We start from the raw sequence: 15,051 nt of genomic DNA, 5'->3' as shown, positions 1-15,051 counted from the left end.
ATCCACGTATGGCATTACTTCGCACTTCCCTCGGTTTTTCCTCGGCCTTGCTGCCGGGTCTGCTGTATCTGCTGCCCTTCAGCGGCATGGCGCAAAACGTAGCGGCCGCCCTGCCGCCCCAGAAAAAAGAGGTGCTACTGGGTACCGTAACCCAGGGCCTGGGTGTGGCCCACGTGCAGCCCGAGCAGCTCGATGACGATTTTTCGCGCCGCGTGTATGCCCTCTACCTCAAGGAGCTTGATGCCAGCAAGCGGTTTTTGCTGCAGGCCGATATCAAGCAGCTACAGCAGTACGAAACCGGTATCGACAACGAGGTGAAGCAAGGCAAGCACGGCTTTCTGGACCTGAGCACCAAGCTCATCAACCAGCGCGTGCAGGAGGCCCAGACGCTCTACCGCGAACTGCTGCAGAAGCCCTTCGAGTTTACGGCCACCGAAACCTTCGAAACGGACCCCGAAAAGTTGACTTATGCCGCTGATGCCGCCGCCCGGCGCGAGCGGTGGCGCCGCCTGCTCAAGTACCAGACCATGGTACGGGTGTCGGAAATGATGGATGAGCAAAGCCGCCAGCAAACCAAGTCGCTGGCTGCTACCAAGGCCAAGCCGTCGAGTGCGACGCTGTCGGCTCCGGTGCGCACGCCGGCCCAGCTGGAGGCCGAGGCCCGCAAGCAGGTGCTCAAATACTACGACGAAGCCTTCAGCGACCTGCGCCAGACCGACGAGGCCGACCGCCTGGCCGAGTTTGCTAACACCATTGCCAATACCTTCGACCCGCACTCCGAGTATTTCGCGCCCAAGGATAAAACCAACTTCGACATTGCCCTCACCGGCCGCCTCGAAGGCACCGGTGCCCAGATGAGCGAGAAAGACGGCCAGATTGTGGTAGCCTACATCGTGCCCGGCTCGGCCTCCTACCGGCAGGGCGAGCTGAAAGCCGGCGACGTAGTGCAGCGTGTGGCCCAGGGCGCGGCCGAGCCCGTGGCCGTGGAAGGCATGCGCCTCGACAAAGTGGTGCAGATGATTCGGGGTAAGAAAGGCACGGAAGTGCGCCTGACGGTGAAAAAGCCCGATGCCACCACCCGGGTTATTTCCATTATCCGCGACGTGGTGGTGCTGGAAGAAACCTACGCCCAGTCGGCCATCATCAACGAGGGCGGCAAGAAAATCGGCTACATTCTGCTGCCCAGCTTCTACGCCGACTTTAACCACGACGGGGGCCGCAGCTCGGCCGACGACGTGAAAGCCGAGCTGGCCAAGCTAAAGCGCGAAAAAGTGGATGGCGTGGTGCTCGACCTGCGCTTCAATGGCGGCGGCTCGCTGCAGGACGCGGCCGAAATGGCCGGTCTGTTTGTGGCCAACGGCCCGATGGTGCAGGTAAAAAGCCGCGAGGGCAAAGCCCAAATGGTGAGTGACCCGGACCCGCAGGTGCAGTACGACGGGCCACTGGCCGTGCTGGTCAACAAGTATAGCGCCTCGGCTTCCGAAATTCTGGCCGGCGCTATTCAGGACTACAAGCGCGGCGTGATTGTGGGCAATACCACTTACGGTAAAGGCACCGTGCAGCGCATTTTCGAGCTGGACGATATTATGAACCCCGCGTTGGCCAGCCTCAAGCCGTTTGGCTCATTGAAGATGACCATTCAGAAATACTACCGCGTGACGGGCTCGTCCACGCAGTTTAAGGGCGTAACGCCCGATATCGTGGTGCCCGATGCCTACAGCGTGCTGGCCGATGGTGAGCAGGATACCGACTACCCGCTGCCCTGGGACGAAATTTCGCCTGCTAACTACGAGGCATGGGCTACCGCGCCGCCCGTAGCCACGCTGGCCGCCGCCAGCCAGCAGCGCGTGGCCGCCAACCCCGCTTTCCAGCAGCTTACCGATGCCGTGCAGGACATGGTGAAGCGCCGCAAAACCACCCAGGTACCGCTGAACCTGATGGCTTACCGCGCCGAGCAGCTACAAGCCCGGGCCGCCACCGAGAAGTTTAAGCAAACCCAGCAGGCCGCCCCCGCACTGGATGTAGCCCCGCTGCTGGCCGCCACCACGCCCGCCGACAGTGTGGCCGGCAGCCGGGCCAGCCGCTTCGTGCAGCCCCTGCGCAAAGACCTGACGCTACGTGAAGCCGTAGCCGTGCTGCAGGACGAACTGGGCAAATAGCGCCTTCCCCCTGTCAAGCAAAAGCCCGCTGCGAAGCCTCGCAGCGGGCTTTTGTCGTTTATATACCTGCCTGGAAGCTACTCGCGCAGCCACCGCGTCATGCGCGGAAATGTGTCGTGGGTCGTCAGGCCCATCCAGACCAGCAGGGGCAGCCCGATGTTTTGGCCGGTTTGAAAATTGTTAATCAGCCACTCGCTCTGGCTTTTGTAGCCGGCCGGGTGAAACACGACTTCCGGTGGTAGCTGCAGGGCCACGCTGGCGGCGTAGGACCAGGCCAGCACCGCCAATTCTTCGCCTTCCTTTTCGGGATGATGCTCCGTAACATTAGCCGTTAGCAGATGCCGCTCGGTGGCCACCGTTACGGCAATGTGGCCGGCCTCGTGCAGAATGTCGCCGGGGTAAAGCAGGCGTTTACGGTCTATTACCAGCACGCCCTGGTCGATAAGCAGGCCGGGCAGAAACGTAGTGTGGCCTTTGAGTGAGGCTTCGCGCACCTGCAGGCCAATTTCGCGCACGAAAGTCAGCAGCGGATCAACTTGAGTGGCGGGTACAGTAGTGGCAGAGAACAGCTTGAACACGAGAGCAAGAGAGGACAAATGGTTGGGGGCGGGGAAGGTAAGCAAGCTTGGCCAACCGCGTGACAACCGCCGGGTGGGCGAGGCCGCCAAGCTGTTTTTTTCGTTGGGCAGCGGCTGCCAAGTAGTGCGTTGCCAAAACTAAGGCCGCCGCAGATAAGCTAGAAAAACGACAAAAAACGCCTGATTTGCCGAGCCGCCAAGGATTTTCCTTTATCTGGAACCGTATCCGCCGCCTGCATTTCGACACTTCCCAGATTCGGCTGCTGAACCTGCGGGCCAGATAGGCAGTAGATTCAGGAGGCAGTGGCGGCCACCTGCTGCAGCACGCGCAGGGCCGCATCGGCATCAGTGGCGGCCACGAAAATATGGTCGTGGTAGTAGGCGGCCACCACATTGCAGCTAATGCTGGCGTTGGCAAGGGCCTGAGCTACAGCGGCCGTGAGTCCTACGGCGGCCAGCGACGAATGCACCGTCAGCGTGAGCCAGGCGGCCACGTAGGAGTAGGGGAGCTGCAACCGGTCGGCCGTGGCCTGGGGCAAAATGACAGTAATGCCTTCCGCCTCCCGAAACAGCCCAACGGTGTCGGCCACATCGAAGCCTTCGAGGGAAGCTACCGAGCAGAATACGTAGGTGCCGGGCTGCCTAGCCGGGCGCATTGTGCGTAGTAGGTCTCCCAAGTTGGTTTCGCCGTTCATAGGGGCAAGGTAGTGCCTTGTGGGCTGATTGCTCAGTGGCACTACTGGTTTCCCTCGAACGACACCAGCTGCTGCCTTCTGGGAAGACAGCGGCTGGTGCGGCAAAAGGCCCGGGGCGTTACCGGTGAGTAGTATTACGCTTCTTCGGCTTCCTCCGTATCGGCCTGAGTGGTGGCCGCGTAGGTGTCAGCATACTTGAAGTCGTCGAGCCAATAGGCCGAACTGACGACCTCTAAAATCATAGAAGAAGCATCCTGCTTAATGGTGCGCAACTGCCAGATGATATGGGGCGCTTCGGGGAAGCTGGTGCCCGCCAGCTGGTCGCCAAAAAGGCGGTTGAGCAGCGTGTTGTCGGGCATGCCTTGGGCCAACAGGCGCAGCAGCGGGGCTTCGGGCTGCGTGGCAAATAAAGCTAAGTCCTCGGGCGCTTCAGCGGTGAGCTGCACCTGAAACTGCACGGCTTCGGTGCGCGGGAACTTGCCGTTGTAAGCTTCGTGCAGCAGCTGGGTGGCTTTGAAAAAGCCTTCGTGCTGCCCTAGTTGCGGGTTTTCTTCCCATAACTTCTCGGTCAGCATCTGGTGAGCCAGGTTTTCGGCCTGACCAATGGTAAGCTCATCTTCGAAAAGGTAGCCCATCACCAGCTGCGCGGCCTCGGCGGGTTCGAGGTCGGTGAGCGACATCTGGCACATAGCCTTCAATTCGGCCGGCTCTATAGCTTCGGGACTGTCGTAGCTCATCAGGCGCAGCAGCTCCAGATAATCTTGGTTGGTCCAGGAGCCGGGCAGCTCGCTCAGGGTATCGAAGGAAAGGCGTTCTACGGTGAAATTTTTCATGGAAGACAAGTAGGAAGCGCGGCCGAGGTGGGCCGCCACGGGCGGTAGTTCCGCGCCGTATTGTTCTGCTTACGGCTAGACCCGCCAAACGCCCATAAAAAAACGCCCGGCCTGCTCAGCAGACCGGACGTTTTTCGGTTGGCTCGTATTACCGGGCGCTTTCGTTGCCGTCGATGGGCTCACTCTGCTTGTGGACCTGGGCGGCCACCAGCGCGTCGGGCATCACGTTGCTGGACGTCACCTGCACCTTGTTCATAAAGCCGGAAATGACTTTCCGCTCCCCGGCCAGCAGGGCTTTGTAACCGTCTTTGGCCACGTCGGCGGGGGAGGCTTTGCTGCCCTCGGCAATGTTTTTGGCGCGGTTCATATCGGCTTTGTTGAAGAAGTCGGTATCCGTTACGCCCGGCAGCAGGTTGGTGATGACGACCTTGCTGTCCTTGTTTTCCTCCTGAATCGATTCGACGAAGGAGTTGACAAAGGCCTTGGTGCCGTGGTACACGGCCTGCAGCGGGCCAGGCAGCTCACCGGCAATGCTGCCCACGAGCAGGATTTTACCCTCGTTACGGGCCGTCATTTCCTGCAGATACAGCTTGGTAAACACCACATAGGCCCCGATGTTGAGCTGAATAATATCCAGCTCCCGGTTGATATCGGTCGTGGCGAAGGTGCCGTACTGGCCCTGGCCCGCATCGTTTACCAGCACGTCTACTTGGGTGCCTTTCGCCTTTATTTCGTCGTACACCTCGAAAGGGGCCTGGCGCTGAAACAGGTCTTTGGCAATGGTGGTTACCTGCACGCCGTACTGCTGTTGCAGCTCAGCGGCCGTCTGGGTCAGCTCCTGCGGGTCGCGGGCCACCAGAATCAGGTTGTATTTATCCTGGGCGAAGCAGTTGGCTAGCTCGCGGCCGATGCCGCTGGTGGCCCCGGTGATGAGGGCTGTTTGGGGTTGATTTGCCATGATTGAATAGTGATTTAGGTAGGCAAATGATAACGCAAAGCCCAGCCGGGCGGTTATTGTCGGGCTTGCGCAAAGCCTGGTCCCACGGCCTCACACCGCCGGTGCTGGCGCTACGGAATCAGGTGGTCGGCGCGCAGCTGCGCAAACAGGTCGAAAAACGAATCTTCCGTGGCCTGGTACGCCGTGAAGCCCCGCTTGCGGCTGTTGGCCATGTCGGTCATTACCTCAATGGGCCGGCCCAGGTCCAGATCGGTGTGCCAGGGCGAGGCCAGGCGGCTCAGCTCGGGCTCAGCCAGCTGGTGGCGCTCGGCAATGGCGCGCCACACGGCGGCGTCCTGACTAAGCTCGGCTTCCAGCGGGTGAATGGTACCATCAAAGCCCACCGCTTCCACGCCAAACCAGGCCGCCAGCCGGGGCCAGAGCCAGCTCCAGCGGAACACGTCCCCGTTGACGATGTTGAAAGCTTCGTTGCGGGCCGCTTCGGTAGTGGCCGCCCAGTGCAGCTGCTTGGCAATGATGCGGGCATCGGTTACGTCGGAAAGGCCGTGCCACTGCGCCGCTGAGCCGGGCCAACGGAACGGGCGGCCAGTGGCTTTGCAGATGCTGGCATACACGGCCAGCGTGGTGCCCAAGTTCATGAGGTTGCCCACAGCCTTGCCAATGATGGTGTGGGGCCGGTGAATGCTCCAGCTGAACCCGTCGCGGGCCGCAGCGGCATATACTTCGTCTTCCTGGGCGTAGTAAAAGTTGCCGAGGGCCAGGCGGGGCTGCTCCTCGCGCAGGGGCGTAGGCGGCGCTACCCCTCCGCTCACGTAGGCCTCAAACGGACCCAGATAGTGCTTCAGGCCAGTTACCAACGCTACGTGCTGCACCGACTTTTTCGGGGCCAGCGCAGCCAGCAGGTTGCGCACCATGGCGCTGTTTACCCGGATATTTTCCGCCTCTGTGTCTTGCCGCATCCAGCTAGTGATGAAGACGTGGGTGGGGGCCAGGCCCTGTAGGGCGGCGGCCAGACTGACCGGGTCCATCAGGTCGGCGGCTACCGGGCGCAGGCCGGCTACATCCGGGCGGGGCGAGCGGGCCAAGCCGTAGGTAGTCCAGCCGTGGCTGAGCAGCTCCTGGGACAGGTTGCTGCCAATAATACCACTCGCGCCCACGACCAATGCTATGTTTTCCATGCTGTGATTTCAGAGTTATAAGGTAGTTGCGGCCGGCGGCGGGCCGGCGCAAGTTGCTATAACAGCCAAAACCGGGAAATGGCCCGAATGACGCTGGTATATAGCGTTGAAATTATATTTTTGCCGCCCACTCTTTTCCGCCGCCCCATGAGCCGTTTTCCCTTTCTGCGCCTGGCGCATTGCCTGATACTGCTGCGCGTCACGGTGGCCGGACTGTTAATGGCCCACGCAGCAGTGCGAGTGGTGGGCGGCACGGTGCCCCGGTTCGGCGGCTTCCTCGAAAGCCAGGGGCTGCCGATGGGCGTAGCCCTAGTGTGGCTGATTACGGCCGTGGAGCTGGGGGGCGGGCTGCTGATGCTGTTGGGAATCTTCACCCGCTGGGTGGCCCTGGTGTTTTTTCTGCTCATCGGCACCGGCATCTTACTCATTCACGCCGCCAACGGCTGGTTCGTGGGCGAGCATGGCACGGGCGGCATGGAATACAGCGTGCTGCTGCTCGTGGCCCTACTCCTCATTGCCGCCGCCGACCAGTCCCGTGCCGCAGAATTGCCTTCGCCTCAAAAGCAGTAGCGCTTGGCACCGTGTAGCTGGTTTCGGCCGAGGTAGAACGCCACTGAATCTTTCCCCAGCGGCCCGATCAAAGCGTCCTGCACATCCTGCGGATTGGCTTTGGCCACCGGCAGCAGATAATACACGAAGCTACTGTGGCTATTAATAACCGAGAAGTTCTGCAGTAGAACATACGCCGGCGTGGCCCACGCGCACCGGATGAGACCGGTTTTTATCGTCAGGTAGCCACCGGCACTTATCCGGTAGTTCAACGACAGCTCGTCGTGCGCCGGGTCCTGCAGAATGACCAGGTTATACCCCAAGTCAGCCTGCTCGTGCGCGGCGTCGCAGGCTGTTGCGGCCGAAAGAATGGCCAGGAAAGCGGCGTGCCGCAGAAGGAATGGCATAGGATTCAGAATGGGAGAGGTATCCGGGCCGCGCAACTCCAGCACCCGAATAGTATCGGTTTGGCCGCACAAACCAACGGGCTACAACGACGCCAAACGCCGCAGTAGCCCGCTGGTAGCTTGGCCGCGCAAAAAGCAGCGCTTATCCTTCGGCCAGCTCTTTCACTTTCTCCAGAGCCTTAGGAAAGGTGTCGTTGAAATACTGCTGGTGGTCTTCGCTAATGTCCATTTCCACCGACAGCTCGGTGGTTTCGCCCACCTGAGTCAGGGTGTAGTTTTCCGTAGCTCCCGACCAGCTCTGGGTTTTCTCGTCAATGGGCAGTTCCTGGCCGTCTTTTACCTCGCCCAGGTGCTTGAAGGAAATAAAGTCGTTGGGTATTTTCTTCTCAATAACGCTGTACATCCCGCCGCCATCGGCCGAAGAGAAGACCACTTTGCTGCCTTCCTGCCAGTCGGTAATGGCCCGCGAGCCTTCACTGAATACGCTCGTCCAGGCGCCGTAGGTCTGGTCGCCCCAGAGCACGTTCCATACTTTCTCCTTGGGCGCGTTGATCATGGTTGAAAAGCAGGTTTTTTTCATGGTGCAGGCTGTTTTAGGTGATGGAAGGAGTGGGTAATAGCCGAGGAATTTACAAAAAGTCTGCCGCGCTGCCCCCACTCCAGCCGGCATAACCGAGTCTCCGGCTGGCACTTATTTCCTTGTTACAAAATCCATGGCCTCGGAAAAGGTGGTTACCCAATATGCGTCGGGGTGCGCTTTCAGATACGCCAGAAACGCCCGGTGGGTGCTGGCGGAAACGCGGAAGAACTCGGCCCCGACGCCGTGAAACTGGTAGATTCCCAGACCGCCGGCCTGTCGCACCCGCTCGGCAAACGCCACCAGTTCCTGCACAGAAGTGCCTTCCTCCACCATCCAGCTTGGCACCTTCATCGGGTCGAGGCCCCAAAAGTCAGTTACGACACTGGCCCGGGTGCCGCCCGCCCGGCCGTAGCGCACTAGGCCACGCTGCCTGATGAGACCGGCATAATCCGTGGCGCCCAGCAGGAAGTTGTTGCAGGGAAAGGCAAAGGAGCGGGTTTTGCGCCGGGGGTCGAGCAGGGCCAGCAGCGCATTCTGGGTGCTGATTTCGGCTAGCATCCGCTCCTCGGTGTAGCTCTCCACTGCCAGTGCCTTCGGCCAGCCCAGCTTTTCCGGGCAGGCGTGAAACAGCGTATGATTGGCTAGCTCGTGCCCGCGCAGGGCCGCGGCCGTCCAGCCCGCCACCGCCGGCGAGGCCTCGCCCACAGCGGTGGATGCTCCCTGAATGGCGTTCAGAAAAAACGTGGCCTTCAGGCCCGCCGAATCCAGCTGGGGCAGCACCGTGCGCAGGTGAGAGGGCAGCCCGTCGTCATACGTCAGGCAGATGATGGCACGCCGGGGCTGCGAAGCATGGCCGGGTTGGGCGGCCGCAAGGGCACTAGTCGTCAGCAGAATTGCCAGTAGAAAGACGGTTTTCATAACAGCCGGTTTAGCGGGTTCAACGGGCGGGAGCCGGCACGGACTTCGCCCGAAAAAAGGCGTCTACCTGGCGGTTAAACTCCTCGGCGTGCTCCTGTAGGGTGGCGTGGCCGCTGTTGGGCACAATCCAGAGCCAGGCGCGGGGTAGATTCTGGTAGATGGCCACCGTGTGCTCGGCGCGAATCACGTCCCGGTCGCCGGCAATGATGAAGGCCGGCGCCTTGACGCGGGCCAGGGCCGACAGCGGAATATGCGGGTGCCGCCAGTCGAGCAGAAACACTTTCCAGTCGTTGCGGCGCCTGGCATCGGTGAAGGTCTGGGTGCGGCCTTCGCGGTAGCCGCGCCGCATCTGCTGCCAAAGGGCCGGCGCGAGGGCCGTGGAGTCGGGCCAGAGGTTGGCCCCGGTGGCAGCCAGGCGCTTTACCCGGCCGGGGTGGCGCTGGGCCAGCAGCAGGGCCGTAATGCCCCCGTCGCTCCAGCCCAGCACGTAAGCCGAGTCGAGGCGCAGGTGGCTGAGCAGGGCCGCACAGTCGTCGGCCAGCATTTCGAAGCTCAGCGAGTCACCCGCATCTACCGACTGGCCGTGGGCCCGACTGTCGAGGGCCACCACGCGGTAGCGGCGGGCGAAGTAGGGAATGGTTTGCTTGAAATCCTGGCTGCTGCCGCCATTGCCGTGCAGCAGGAGCAGGGGCGGCCCGCTGCCGTAAGTTTCATAATAGAGCTTCACTCCGCGCAGGGTGGCAAACTTACCGGCGGCGGGGTTGTGCCCATACGGCACCGCCGCCTGTCCCAAGGCCAGCCGGCAAAGTGCCAGCAGTAAAAGCAGCAGCAGAGAGTGTTTCATTACTCAAGGTACTGGCTTTCAGTTGATGCTGGTTAGCGGAGTGGCTTAGCGGCGCGGCTGGGAGGCAGCGCAGGTACCATCACTCGCCCCAGCGGCTGGCCCGAGCTACACGGTGCTAAGCTTGGTCCAGCCGCTGGGACGAGGGGTAATTTCTGCCTTTCTACGCGCCGGCGGGTGGCGGTGTGGTAGGCCGAGTGCGCAGGTCACGCTTGATTTCCTGTTGCTTGATTTTCTTGCAGGTCAGGATAATGACGGCGTCGTTGCTCAGCGCGTTTTCGTCGTAGCTCAGGTGCACGCGCTTGCCATTCCAGGCGTAGCGCTGACTGAAAGGACTGTTTTGCTTGCCGGGGCCGGCCTTTTGCTGCAGGGCCGCCAGCGCCGCCCGGCTGTTGGCCGCGCCCCGCGTTTTGAGCAGCACCACGCTGAGCTTACCCTGGTAAAAGCCGTAGGTAATGTCGGCCACGTCGGCCTCGCCCAGCTTCTTGGGCTCACTGGTGCGGCGGTAGTAGCGCGTCTGGCCGGCGGTTTCGGCCAGCACAAGGTCCTTAAAGGCGCTGGTATCGGCTTCGAAGCGGGCCCCGCGGAAGCCGTAGGAATCATCGAGGGCCTGCAGGCCGGGCGTGGTGGTTTGGGCCAGTACGGGCGCGGCCGTCAGCGTGAGCAGCCCGAGCAGCGTAGCAAAAAACTTCATAAGCAGATAAGCCCCCCAGGGCAAAAAGCGGTGAAGCCGGCAATATAGCCACCGCCCAATAACTCTCCCGCTTCTGCCGGCATCTTTTTCGGCCCGTGTTGCCCGCTGCTGTTAGTTGTAGCTGCAGAATTAAATTGATTAACCTGGTAGTAGCCCGCCTGTGCCAGGAGGATAACTAATAAATATTGTCAATGACTACAAGTATAGTACGTCCTTCTACTGAGAACTTTCTCCCGGAAGTTCCTGTATCAGAAACTCGCTCTGATTTGGCAGTTGCTACATATTCCTTTCCTGATTTGCTAAGAATTAAACAGCTGTCTAGCTCTAATAAGTCAGCAATGCGAAATTCGAGTCTTTGATTTAACCTTAACGAGTCAGCAAGCTTATTTGCATAAATAATTGATTCCGTGTTTTGACTTCTTATGCTGCTGAGAAGCATTGAGTCATCCTCTAGATTTGGATGATTCTCAACCCATTTAGTGAAATTCCTATCCAGTACTTTATAGTCAGTAGTCACGCGAAATTCATTGTTGTCAATTAGAACTACTGTTTTGACAGCAGGTAACTCTTTGCTTTCGCAGCAGCAGAGAAGTGTTGTGAGGACAGCAATGCCCGCAGATAGGATATTACGCATCAACTGGCATATAAAAGTGTCAGCCTAGTATATTCTCGTCACTTCTAGTACTCCCGCACGTCATCAATGCGGTAGCCGTCGGCCGTTTTGATGACCTTAATGTCGCCTTTGCCGTCCACGTTGTAGGTTGAATCCCGGGTAGCCACGCTGAAAATATAGGCCTGGTCTTTCGTGCGCTCCTTCAGCTCGCACTTGGTTACTTTCACCTTCCCGAAATCCTGGCCGGTGAACAGAAAGCTGCCCTGGCCTACGTACTTGGTTTCGTAGGGGCCTTCCCACTTCTTGAGAAACGCTTTGGCCTCTTCCTCACCCTGGAATTCGAGCTGAATAGCGTCGAGTTTGTATTCGCGGTACTGACGGGTATAAATGCTCCTGGGGTTTTCCAGGTCAATATTCTGCCCGTCTTTGTCGGGGATGTTGAAGTTGTCTTCGATGCTGGTCACCAGCCACTGTCGCACCTTAGCGGCCTCCGCATCAGCCGGCGGGGCAGTGCTAGCAGCAGTAGCGGCTGCGGCCGGAGTTTCGGCGGTGGGGGGAGTGGCAGTTGGTTGTTCGGCCGGCTGGTTCTGGCAGGCAGCCAGGGTGCCCAGTAGGGCGCAGAGGGCAAGCTTATTGCGCATCGGAAAGGGAATAAGAAAGCAGTTGCAGTGACAAAGCCGCCGGCGCGGCCCGCGTAGTAAAGAATAGGCTAAGCCAAATATAGCGGGGAAATTCTGACAATGTCTGGCAGTTGACGCACGTTGGAGACGTGTGCCGGGTCGTATAGTGCCAACAGCGCCACCAATTCGTAGAACAGCTGCTTAAGCGTAGACGTCACTCACGTAGTCGTCATTCAACAGCGCCGCCCGACTGCGCCAAATCTGGCGCAAAGGCCCGCCAGTGCTACGCCAACACAATACGCTTCGGGGCCATTTCCAGGGCGTAGTCCGCTATTACCCGGTGCAGAATCTGCATGTCGTGGGGGCAGTGGGCGGCAAATTCCTGCCAGTGGCGCAGCTCCAGCACCTGGGGCATCTCCACAATGGCCGTGGCCGAATCCCAGAAGGCGTCCCAGCTGGGGCCATACCACTCCGGGAAGCCCAGGGCCTGCTTGAACAGCGCGTGCAGGGCCGCTTTGGTATGAATGCCGGTCAGGTCAAGGGTCATGGGGAAGAGGTTGGGTTGAGGTAAATAGCCTACGGTAAAGTTCGCAAAGCGTGTCGCCTTGCCTAATGACACTTTCAACACTACAGTAGGCCGTGTCGCCTTGCCTAGAGGCATTACAATAGTTACCACAAGCCCCCTAGGCGAGGCGACATGGCCTGCAATATTTCCAAAAGCCCGCCTAGGCAAGGCGACAGGCACTTACGGAACTCCAGAAGCCGCCCCAGCCAAGGCTACACCCTCGTTTGTAACTACAAAAGCCGCCCCAGCCAAGACCAGGACGGCTTTTGCTATTTCAGCGCCGTGAGCAGACTTGTGGCCCGACTAAGCGGCGGGTGCTGCCGAAGCTTTGCTCTTGGCTTTAGCGGCTTTTTTGCTGGCGTTGTAGGTTTTCCCAAAATCGAAAAACCGGTACACCTGCGCGGGCTCGTCGTAGCGCAGCTCCAGCTGGGCCTTGAGGCGGCGCAGGGCGCGGGCCAGAGTGAGCCAGTCGGTGGAGAGGGCCACGCGGGCCTGGGAAATGGCCGCGCCGGCGGTGCCCCGGGTTTCGTGGGCGGCGGCCAGCTGCTGGTAGGCAGCCCGGGCCGCGGCGGGCAGGCTGGGCTGGCCCAGGGCGGCGGCGTGGGTAGTATAAAGGTCGAGCAGCAGCTTGGAATCCTGGAGTAAATCGGCCTGCTCCAGGACGCTGAGCTTGCTCTTGCCATACTTCTTGAAATCGGCGTAGGCGGGCAGCTTCCGCAGCTTGGGCGTCACGTAGTCTTTCATGGCATCGTCCACAAACTCCAGCCACTGCTTGCGGGCTGCCCGAAAGGCAACCGTGCCGCCCGTCGTCGATTCGTCGGCGTCCTGCAGGTTCTCGTCGAAGCCGTCGAGGGCGGCTTGCAGGGCGGTGAGGTGGGCCGTAAACTCGGCTCCGAGGTCGGCCTGCTGTACGACCAGGTGAGTAGCGGTGCCCAGGGCCTTAAAGTTGGTGCGCGACATGGGTAGCGTCGCAAAAAAGTTGTCGAAATAAATCTGGTAAGCGGACATTGGTAAGTAGGTAAATAATGAAATAAAATAGCCCGGACCGTCGAGTACGGACCGAGCGTAAGGTATTGAGTTAAAGCAGTTGGGCAAGCGGTAGGGAGTAGTTTGTTTTGGGGTACTAGAGCAGTCTGGCCGCAGTCGCTCGGCTATGCCGAGTAACCGTTATGCCGGAGGGGCTCTGCCCCGAGCGTCCCGCGCCGTTCGGTTGTTCTGTTGGCGCGTTCTAATTCGTAGCACAGCTGCTCAAGCGTAGGCGTCACTCGGCACAGCCGAGCGACTGCAGGGAGTGCAGAGCGAGGATTAGTTATTTAATAGCAACATTTCCACTGACCATAAAACCTACTGGCAATAAGTGTTCATTAAGGCAATGCCCATGTGCTGCCATACTATAGCCTTGCATCAGGAGCATAAATGAATCCTGCGTACTCTGCGGTGAAATGCCTATCAAGTCACTGGCTATTCTCTCCGTCTCGATGACTTTAGTTAATTGGATGACAATGTATTTTGAGGTATGCACCGAGGTGATAGTTCCGAACAGATTCCCGTGTTGTTCGCTAATAATGCGAACGGCCTGACCTTTTAACGACTGCTCCTCGCCCGAATGTGGAGCCTGAGAGCCAATGGAAATCCAAAAGGGAAGCCGTTTTCGCGCAATGAAGCCTGATAGAAGTCCATCCCCAGCTCTGGAGCCATACCGCCACTTGATATATGGCCGGCCTGAGTTGCCAGGTTCAAACTCAATAGAGAGGTATTCCCGCTCTTCCGCGTCCAGCTCACGCACGGTGCCGTTTTCCTCTACATAGACGTACTTAAACCCGGGTCCGGGTACGCGCAGAGGAAATTCTTCCAGCAGCCTGAGGATAAGAATAAACAAGATCAGCAAGCAAACTAGGGCAACCAGGGCGCCGAGTATATACAGCAGGAACGTCATAACAAACGGAATAAAGAGTATAGCTACCAGGGCGGTAATATACTTCACAATGCCTGGGCTACAGCCTCGTCGGGTGACAGGATGAGGGTTTCGCGCCTGCGACGCGCGTGGTAGCACAAGTGGCGCGGCTGGTTCGCGACACAGACGCAGTGCCAGCAAGGTGAGACCAGAAAAGGAAAAGCAGCTAGGGTATTAGTAGCGCGAACTTTGTAGTTCGCGTGCCAGAACGATTATCGTTCATTCACGCGAACTACAAAGTTCGCGCTACTGTGCTACTGGATTTCTGGCCAGTAGGTGTGGGGCCATTGCTCCCAACTTTCTACCAATCCTGCTTTCACAGGGTTGTTGACCACGTAGGCAATAACCCGTTGCATTTCTTCGCCACTGCGAATGATATGGTCGTAGGTTTCGCGCTGCCAGAACTGGCCGGTGCGGCTCAGCAATTGGTTTGCCTGCAGTGCCGTGTAGCCCTTTATCCGTTGGATAGTTCTGGCTAAGAACGGCGCTTCATCGGGTAAGGAAATGACCAGATGCACATGATTGGGCAGAATGCAGTAGCATATTAGGTCGTATGCTTTGCCATGGAAATGGCGTAGCGAAGCTCCCACTACGTTGGCTATCTGTGGTTGCTCTAGCCATGTGGGGCCATGCGCAGCACCGTCGAGTAGATTGTCAAACTTGCCGAAATAGCGGCGTTGCTTGGCATAGAGGTCCTCGGTTTGCTCGCCGCTGCTAAACTGCATTTGTAAGCGGAGTACCACATTAGCAGGCAAGGAATCGGCGAGGCGAAACGTGAGAAATATAGTAGAGCCCGGCGGCAGCCGATGCGGTAGATTACGCTCGTAATGAATAAGGTCGCCCATATCGTAAGGTAGTAGCGCGAATTTTGTAGTTCGCGTGGCTGAACGATAATCATTGCAAAGGCGC

The 15,051-nt window shown here is 59.2% G+C and carries 18 protein-coding genes; 2 read left to right on the top strand and 16 right to left on the bottom strand.

Going from position 1 to position 15,051, the window contains the following annotated elements:
- Positions 1 to 8: 8 nt before the first annotated feature.
- Complete coding sequence (locus LGH74_RS10645) at positions 9 to 2,159, top strand: carboxy terminal-processing peptidase (protein WP_226175515.1); 2,151 nt, start codon at positions 9 to 11, stop codon at positions 2,157 to 2,159.
- Positions 2,160 to 2,236: 77 nt separating this feature from the next.
- On the opposite strand, the gene LGH74_RS10640 is transcribed toward LGH74_RS10645, so the two are convergent.
- The 5 genes from LGH74_RS10640 to LGH74_RS10620 all read right to left on the bottom strand — a co-directional run bounded on the left by LGH74_RS10640 (position 2,237) and on the right by LGH74_RS10620 (position 6,401).
- On the bottom strand, positions 2,237 to 2,755 hold the full coding sequence (locus tag LGH74_RS10640; protein WP_226175513.1) for a hypothetical protein: 519 nt from the start codon (positions 2,753 to 2,755) through the stop codon (positions 2,237 to 2,239).
- 275 nt (positions 2,756 to 3,030) lie between these two features.
- Entirely contained in the window at positions 3,031 to 3,432 is a 402-nt protein-coding gene (locus LGH74_RS10635; protein WP_226175511.1) for an ACT domain-containing protein, read from the bottom strand.
- A gap of 134 nt (positions 3,433 to 3,566) precedes the next feature.
- Positions 3,567 to 4,265, bottom strand: coding sequence for a hypothetical protein (locus LGH74_RS10630; RefSeq protein WP_226175509.1), 699 nt, complete (start codon positions 4,263 to 4,265; stop codon positions 3,567 to 3,569).
- A 148-nt stretch (positions 4,266 to 4,413) separates the two neighbouring features.
- A complete protein-coding gene (locus tag LGH74_RS10625; protein ID WP_226175507.1) occupies positions 4,414 to 5,223 on the bottom strand; it encodes an SDR family NAD(P)-dependent oxidoreductase in 810 nt (269 codons plus the stop codon).
- A gap of 110 nt (positions 5,224 to 5,333) precedes the next feature.
- Positions 5,334 to 6,401 carry an SDR family oxidoreductase gene (locus LGH74_RS10620; protein WP_226175505.1) on the bottom strand — a complete coding sequence of 356 codons (1,068 nt, stop codon included), beginning with the start codon at positions 6,399 to 6,401 and terminating at the stop codon, positions 5,334 to 5,336.
- Between the two features lie 147 nt (positions 6,402 to 6,548).
- Here LGH74_RS10620 and LGH74_RS10615 point away from each other — a divergent pair, with 147 nt between their 5' ends.
- A complete protein-coding gene (locus tag LGH74_RS10615) occupies positions 6,549 to 6,971 on the top strand; it encodes a DoxX family protein (RefSeq protein ID WP_226175504.1) in 423 nt (140 codons plus the stop codon).
- Here LGH74_RS10615 and LGH74_RS10610 read toward each other — a convergent pair.
- The 11 genes from LGH74_RS10610 to LGH74_RS10560 all read right to left on the bottom strand — a co-directional run bounded on the left by LGH74_RS10610 (position 6,959) and on the right by LGH74_RS10560 (position 14,987).
- A complete protein-coding gene (locus tag LGH74_RS10610; protein ID WP_226175502.1) occupies positions 6,959 to 7,357 on the bottom strand; it encodes a hypothetical protein in 399 nt (132 codons plus the stop codon). The genes LGH74_RS10615 and LGH74_RS10610 overlap by 13 nt on opposite strands.
- A gap of 142 nt (positions 7,358 to 7,499) precedes the next feature.
- Positions 7,500 to 7,937 (bottom strand): SRPBCC domain-containing protein, encoded by a 438-nt coding sequence (locus LGH74_RS10605; protein WP_226175500.1) that lies wholly within the window; start codon positions 7,935 to 7,937, stop codon positions 7,500 to 7,502.
- 111 nt (positions 7,938 to 8,048) lie between these two features.
- Complete coding sequence (locus tag LGH74_RS10600; RefSeq protein ID WP_226175498.1) at positions 8,049 to 8,855, bottom strand: polysaccharide deacetylase family protein; 807 nt, start codon at positions 8,853 to 8,855, stop codon at positions 8,049 to 8,051.
- A 19-nt stretch (positions 8,856 to 8,874) separates the two neighbouring features.
- Positions 8,875 to 9,699, bottom strand: a complete 825-nt coding sequence (locus tag LGH74_RS10595) for an alpha/beta fold hydrolase (protein ID WP_226175496.1) — start codon at positions 9,697 to 9,699, stop codon at positions 8,875 to 8,877.
- A gap of 160 nt (positions 9,700 to 9,859) precedes the next feature.
- A complete protein-coding gene (locus LGH74_RS10590; RefSeq protein ID WP_226175494.1) occupies positions 9,860 to 10,390 on the bottom strand; it encodes a hypothetical protein in 531 nt (176 codons plus the stop codon).
- 175 nt (positions 10,391 to 10,565) lie between these two features.
- The gene (locus LGH74_RS10585) at positions 10,566 to 11,024 is read right to left on the bottom strand and encodes a hypothetical protein (protein ID WP_226175492.1); all 459 of its coding nucleotides are present in this window, start codon (positions 11,022 to 11,024) and stop codon (positions 10,566 to 10,568) included.
- 44 nt (positions 11,025 to 11,068) lie between these two features.
- Positions 11,069 to 11,644: a hypothetical protein gene (locus LGH74_RS10580; protein ID WP_226175490.1), complete on the bottom strand. Its 576-nt coding sequence runs from the start codon at positions 11,642 to 11,644 to the stop codon at positions 11,069 to 11,071.
- A 262-nt stretch (positions 11,645 to 11,906) separates the two neighbouring features.
- The gene (locus LGH74_RS10575; RefSeq protein ID WP_226175488.1) at positions 11,907 to 12,170 is read right to left on the bottom strand and encodes a barstar family protein; all 264 of its coding nucleotides are present in this window, start codon (positions 12,168 to 12,170) and stop codon (positions 11,907 to 11,909) included.
- A gap of 321 nt (positions 12,171 to 12,491) precedes the next feature.
- Positions 12,492 to 13,196, bottom strand: a complete 705-nt coding sequence (locus LGH74_RS10570; protein ID WP_226175487.1) for a hypothetical protein — start codon at positions 13,194 to 13,196, stop codon at positions 12,492 to 12,494.
- A 301-nt stretch (positions 13,197 to 13,497) separates the two neighbouring features.
- Complete coding sequence (locus LGH74_RS10565) at positions 13,498 to 14,124, bottom strand: hypothetical protein (protein WP_226175484.1); 627 nt, start codon at positions 14,122 to 14,124, stop codon at positions 13,498 to 13,500.
- Between the two features lie 272 nt (positions 14,125 to 14,396).
- Positions 14,397 to 14,987: an REP-associated tyrosine transposase gene (locus tag LGH74_RS10560; RefSeq protein ID WP_226175482.1), complete on the bottom strand. Its 591-nt coding sequence runs from the start codon at positions 14,985 to 14,987 to the stop codon at positions 14,397 to 14,399.
- Between the last annotated feature and the right edge of the window lie 64 nt (positions 14,988 to 15,051).

It is taken from the genome of Hymenobacter lucidus (assembly GCF_020447265.1).
Classification (GTDB): domain Bacteria; phylum Bacteroidota; class Bacteroidia; order Cytophagales; family Hymenobacteraceae; genus Hymenobacter; species Hymenobacter lucidus.
This window is presented reverse-complemented; position numbering and strand designations above follow the sequence as displayed.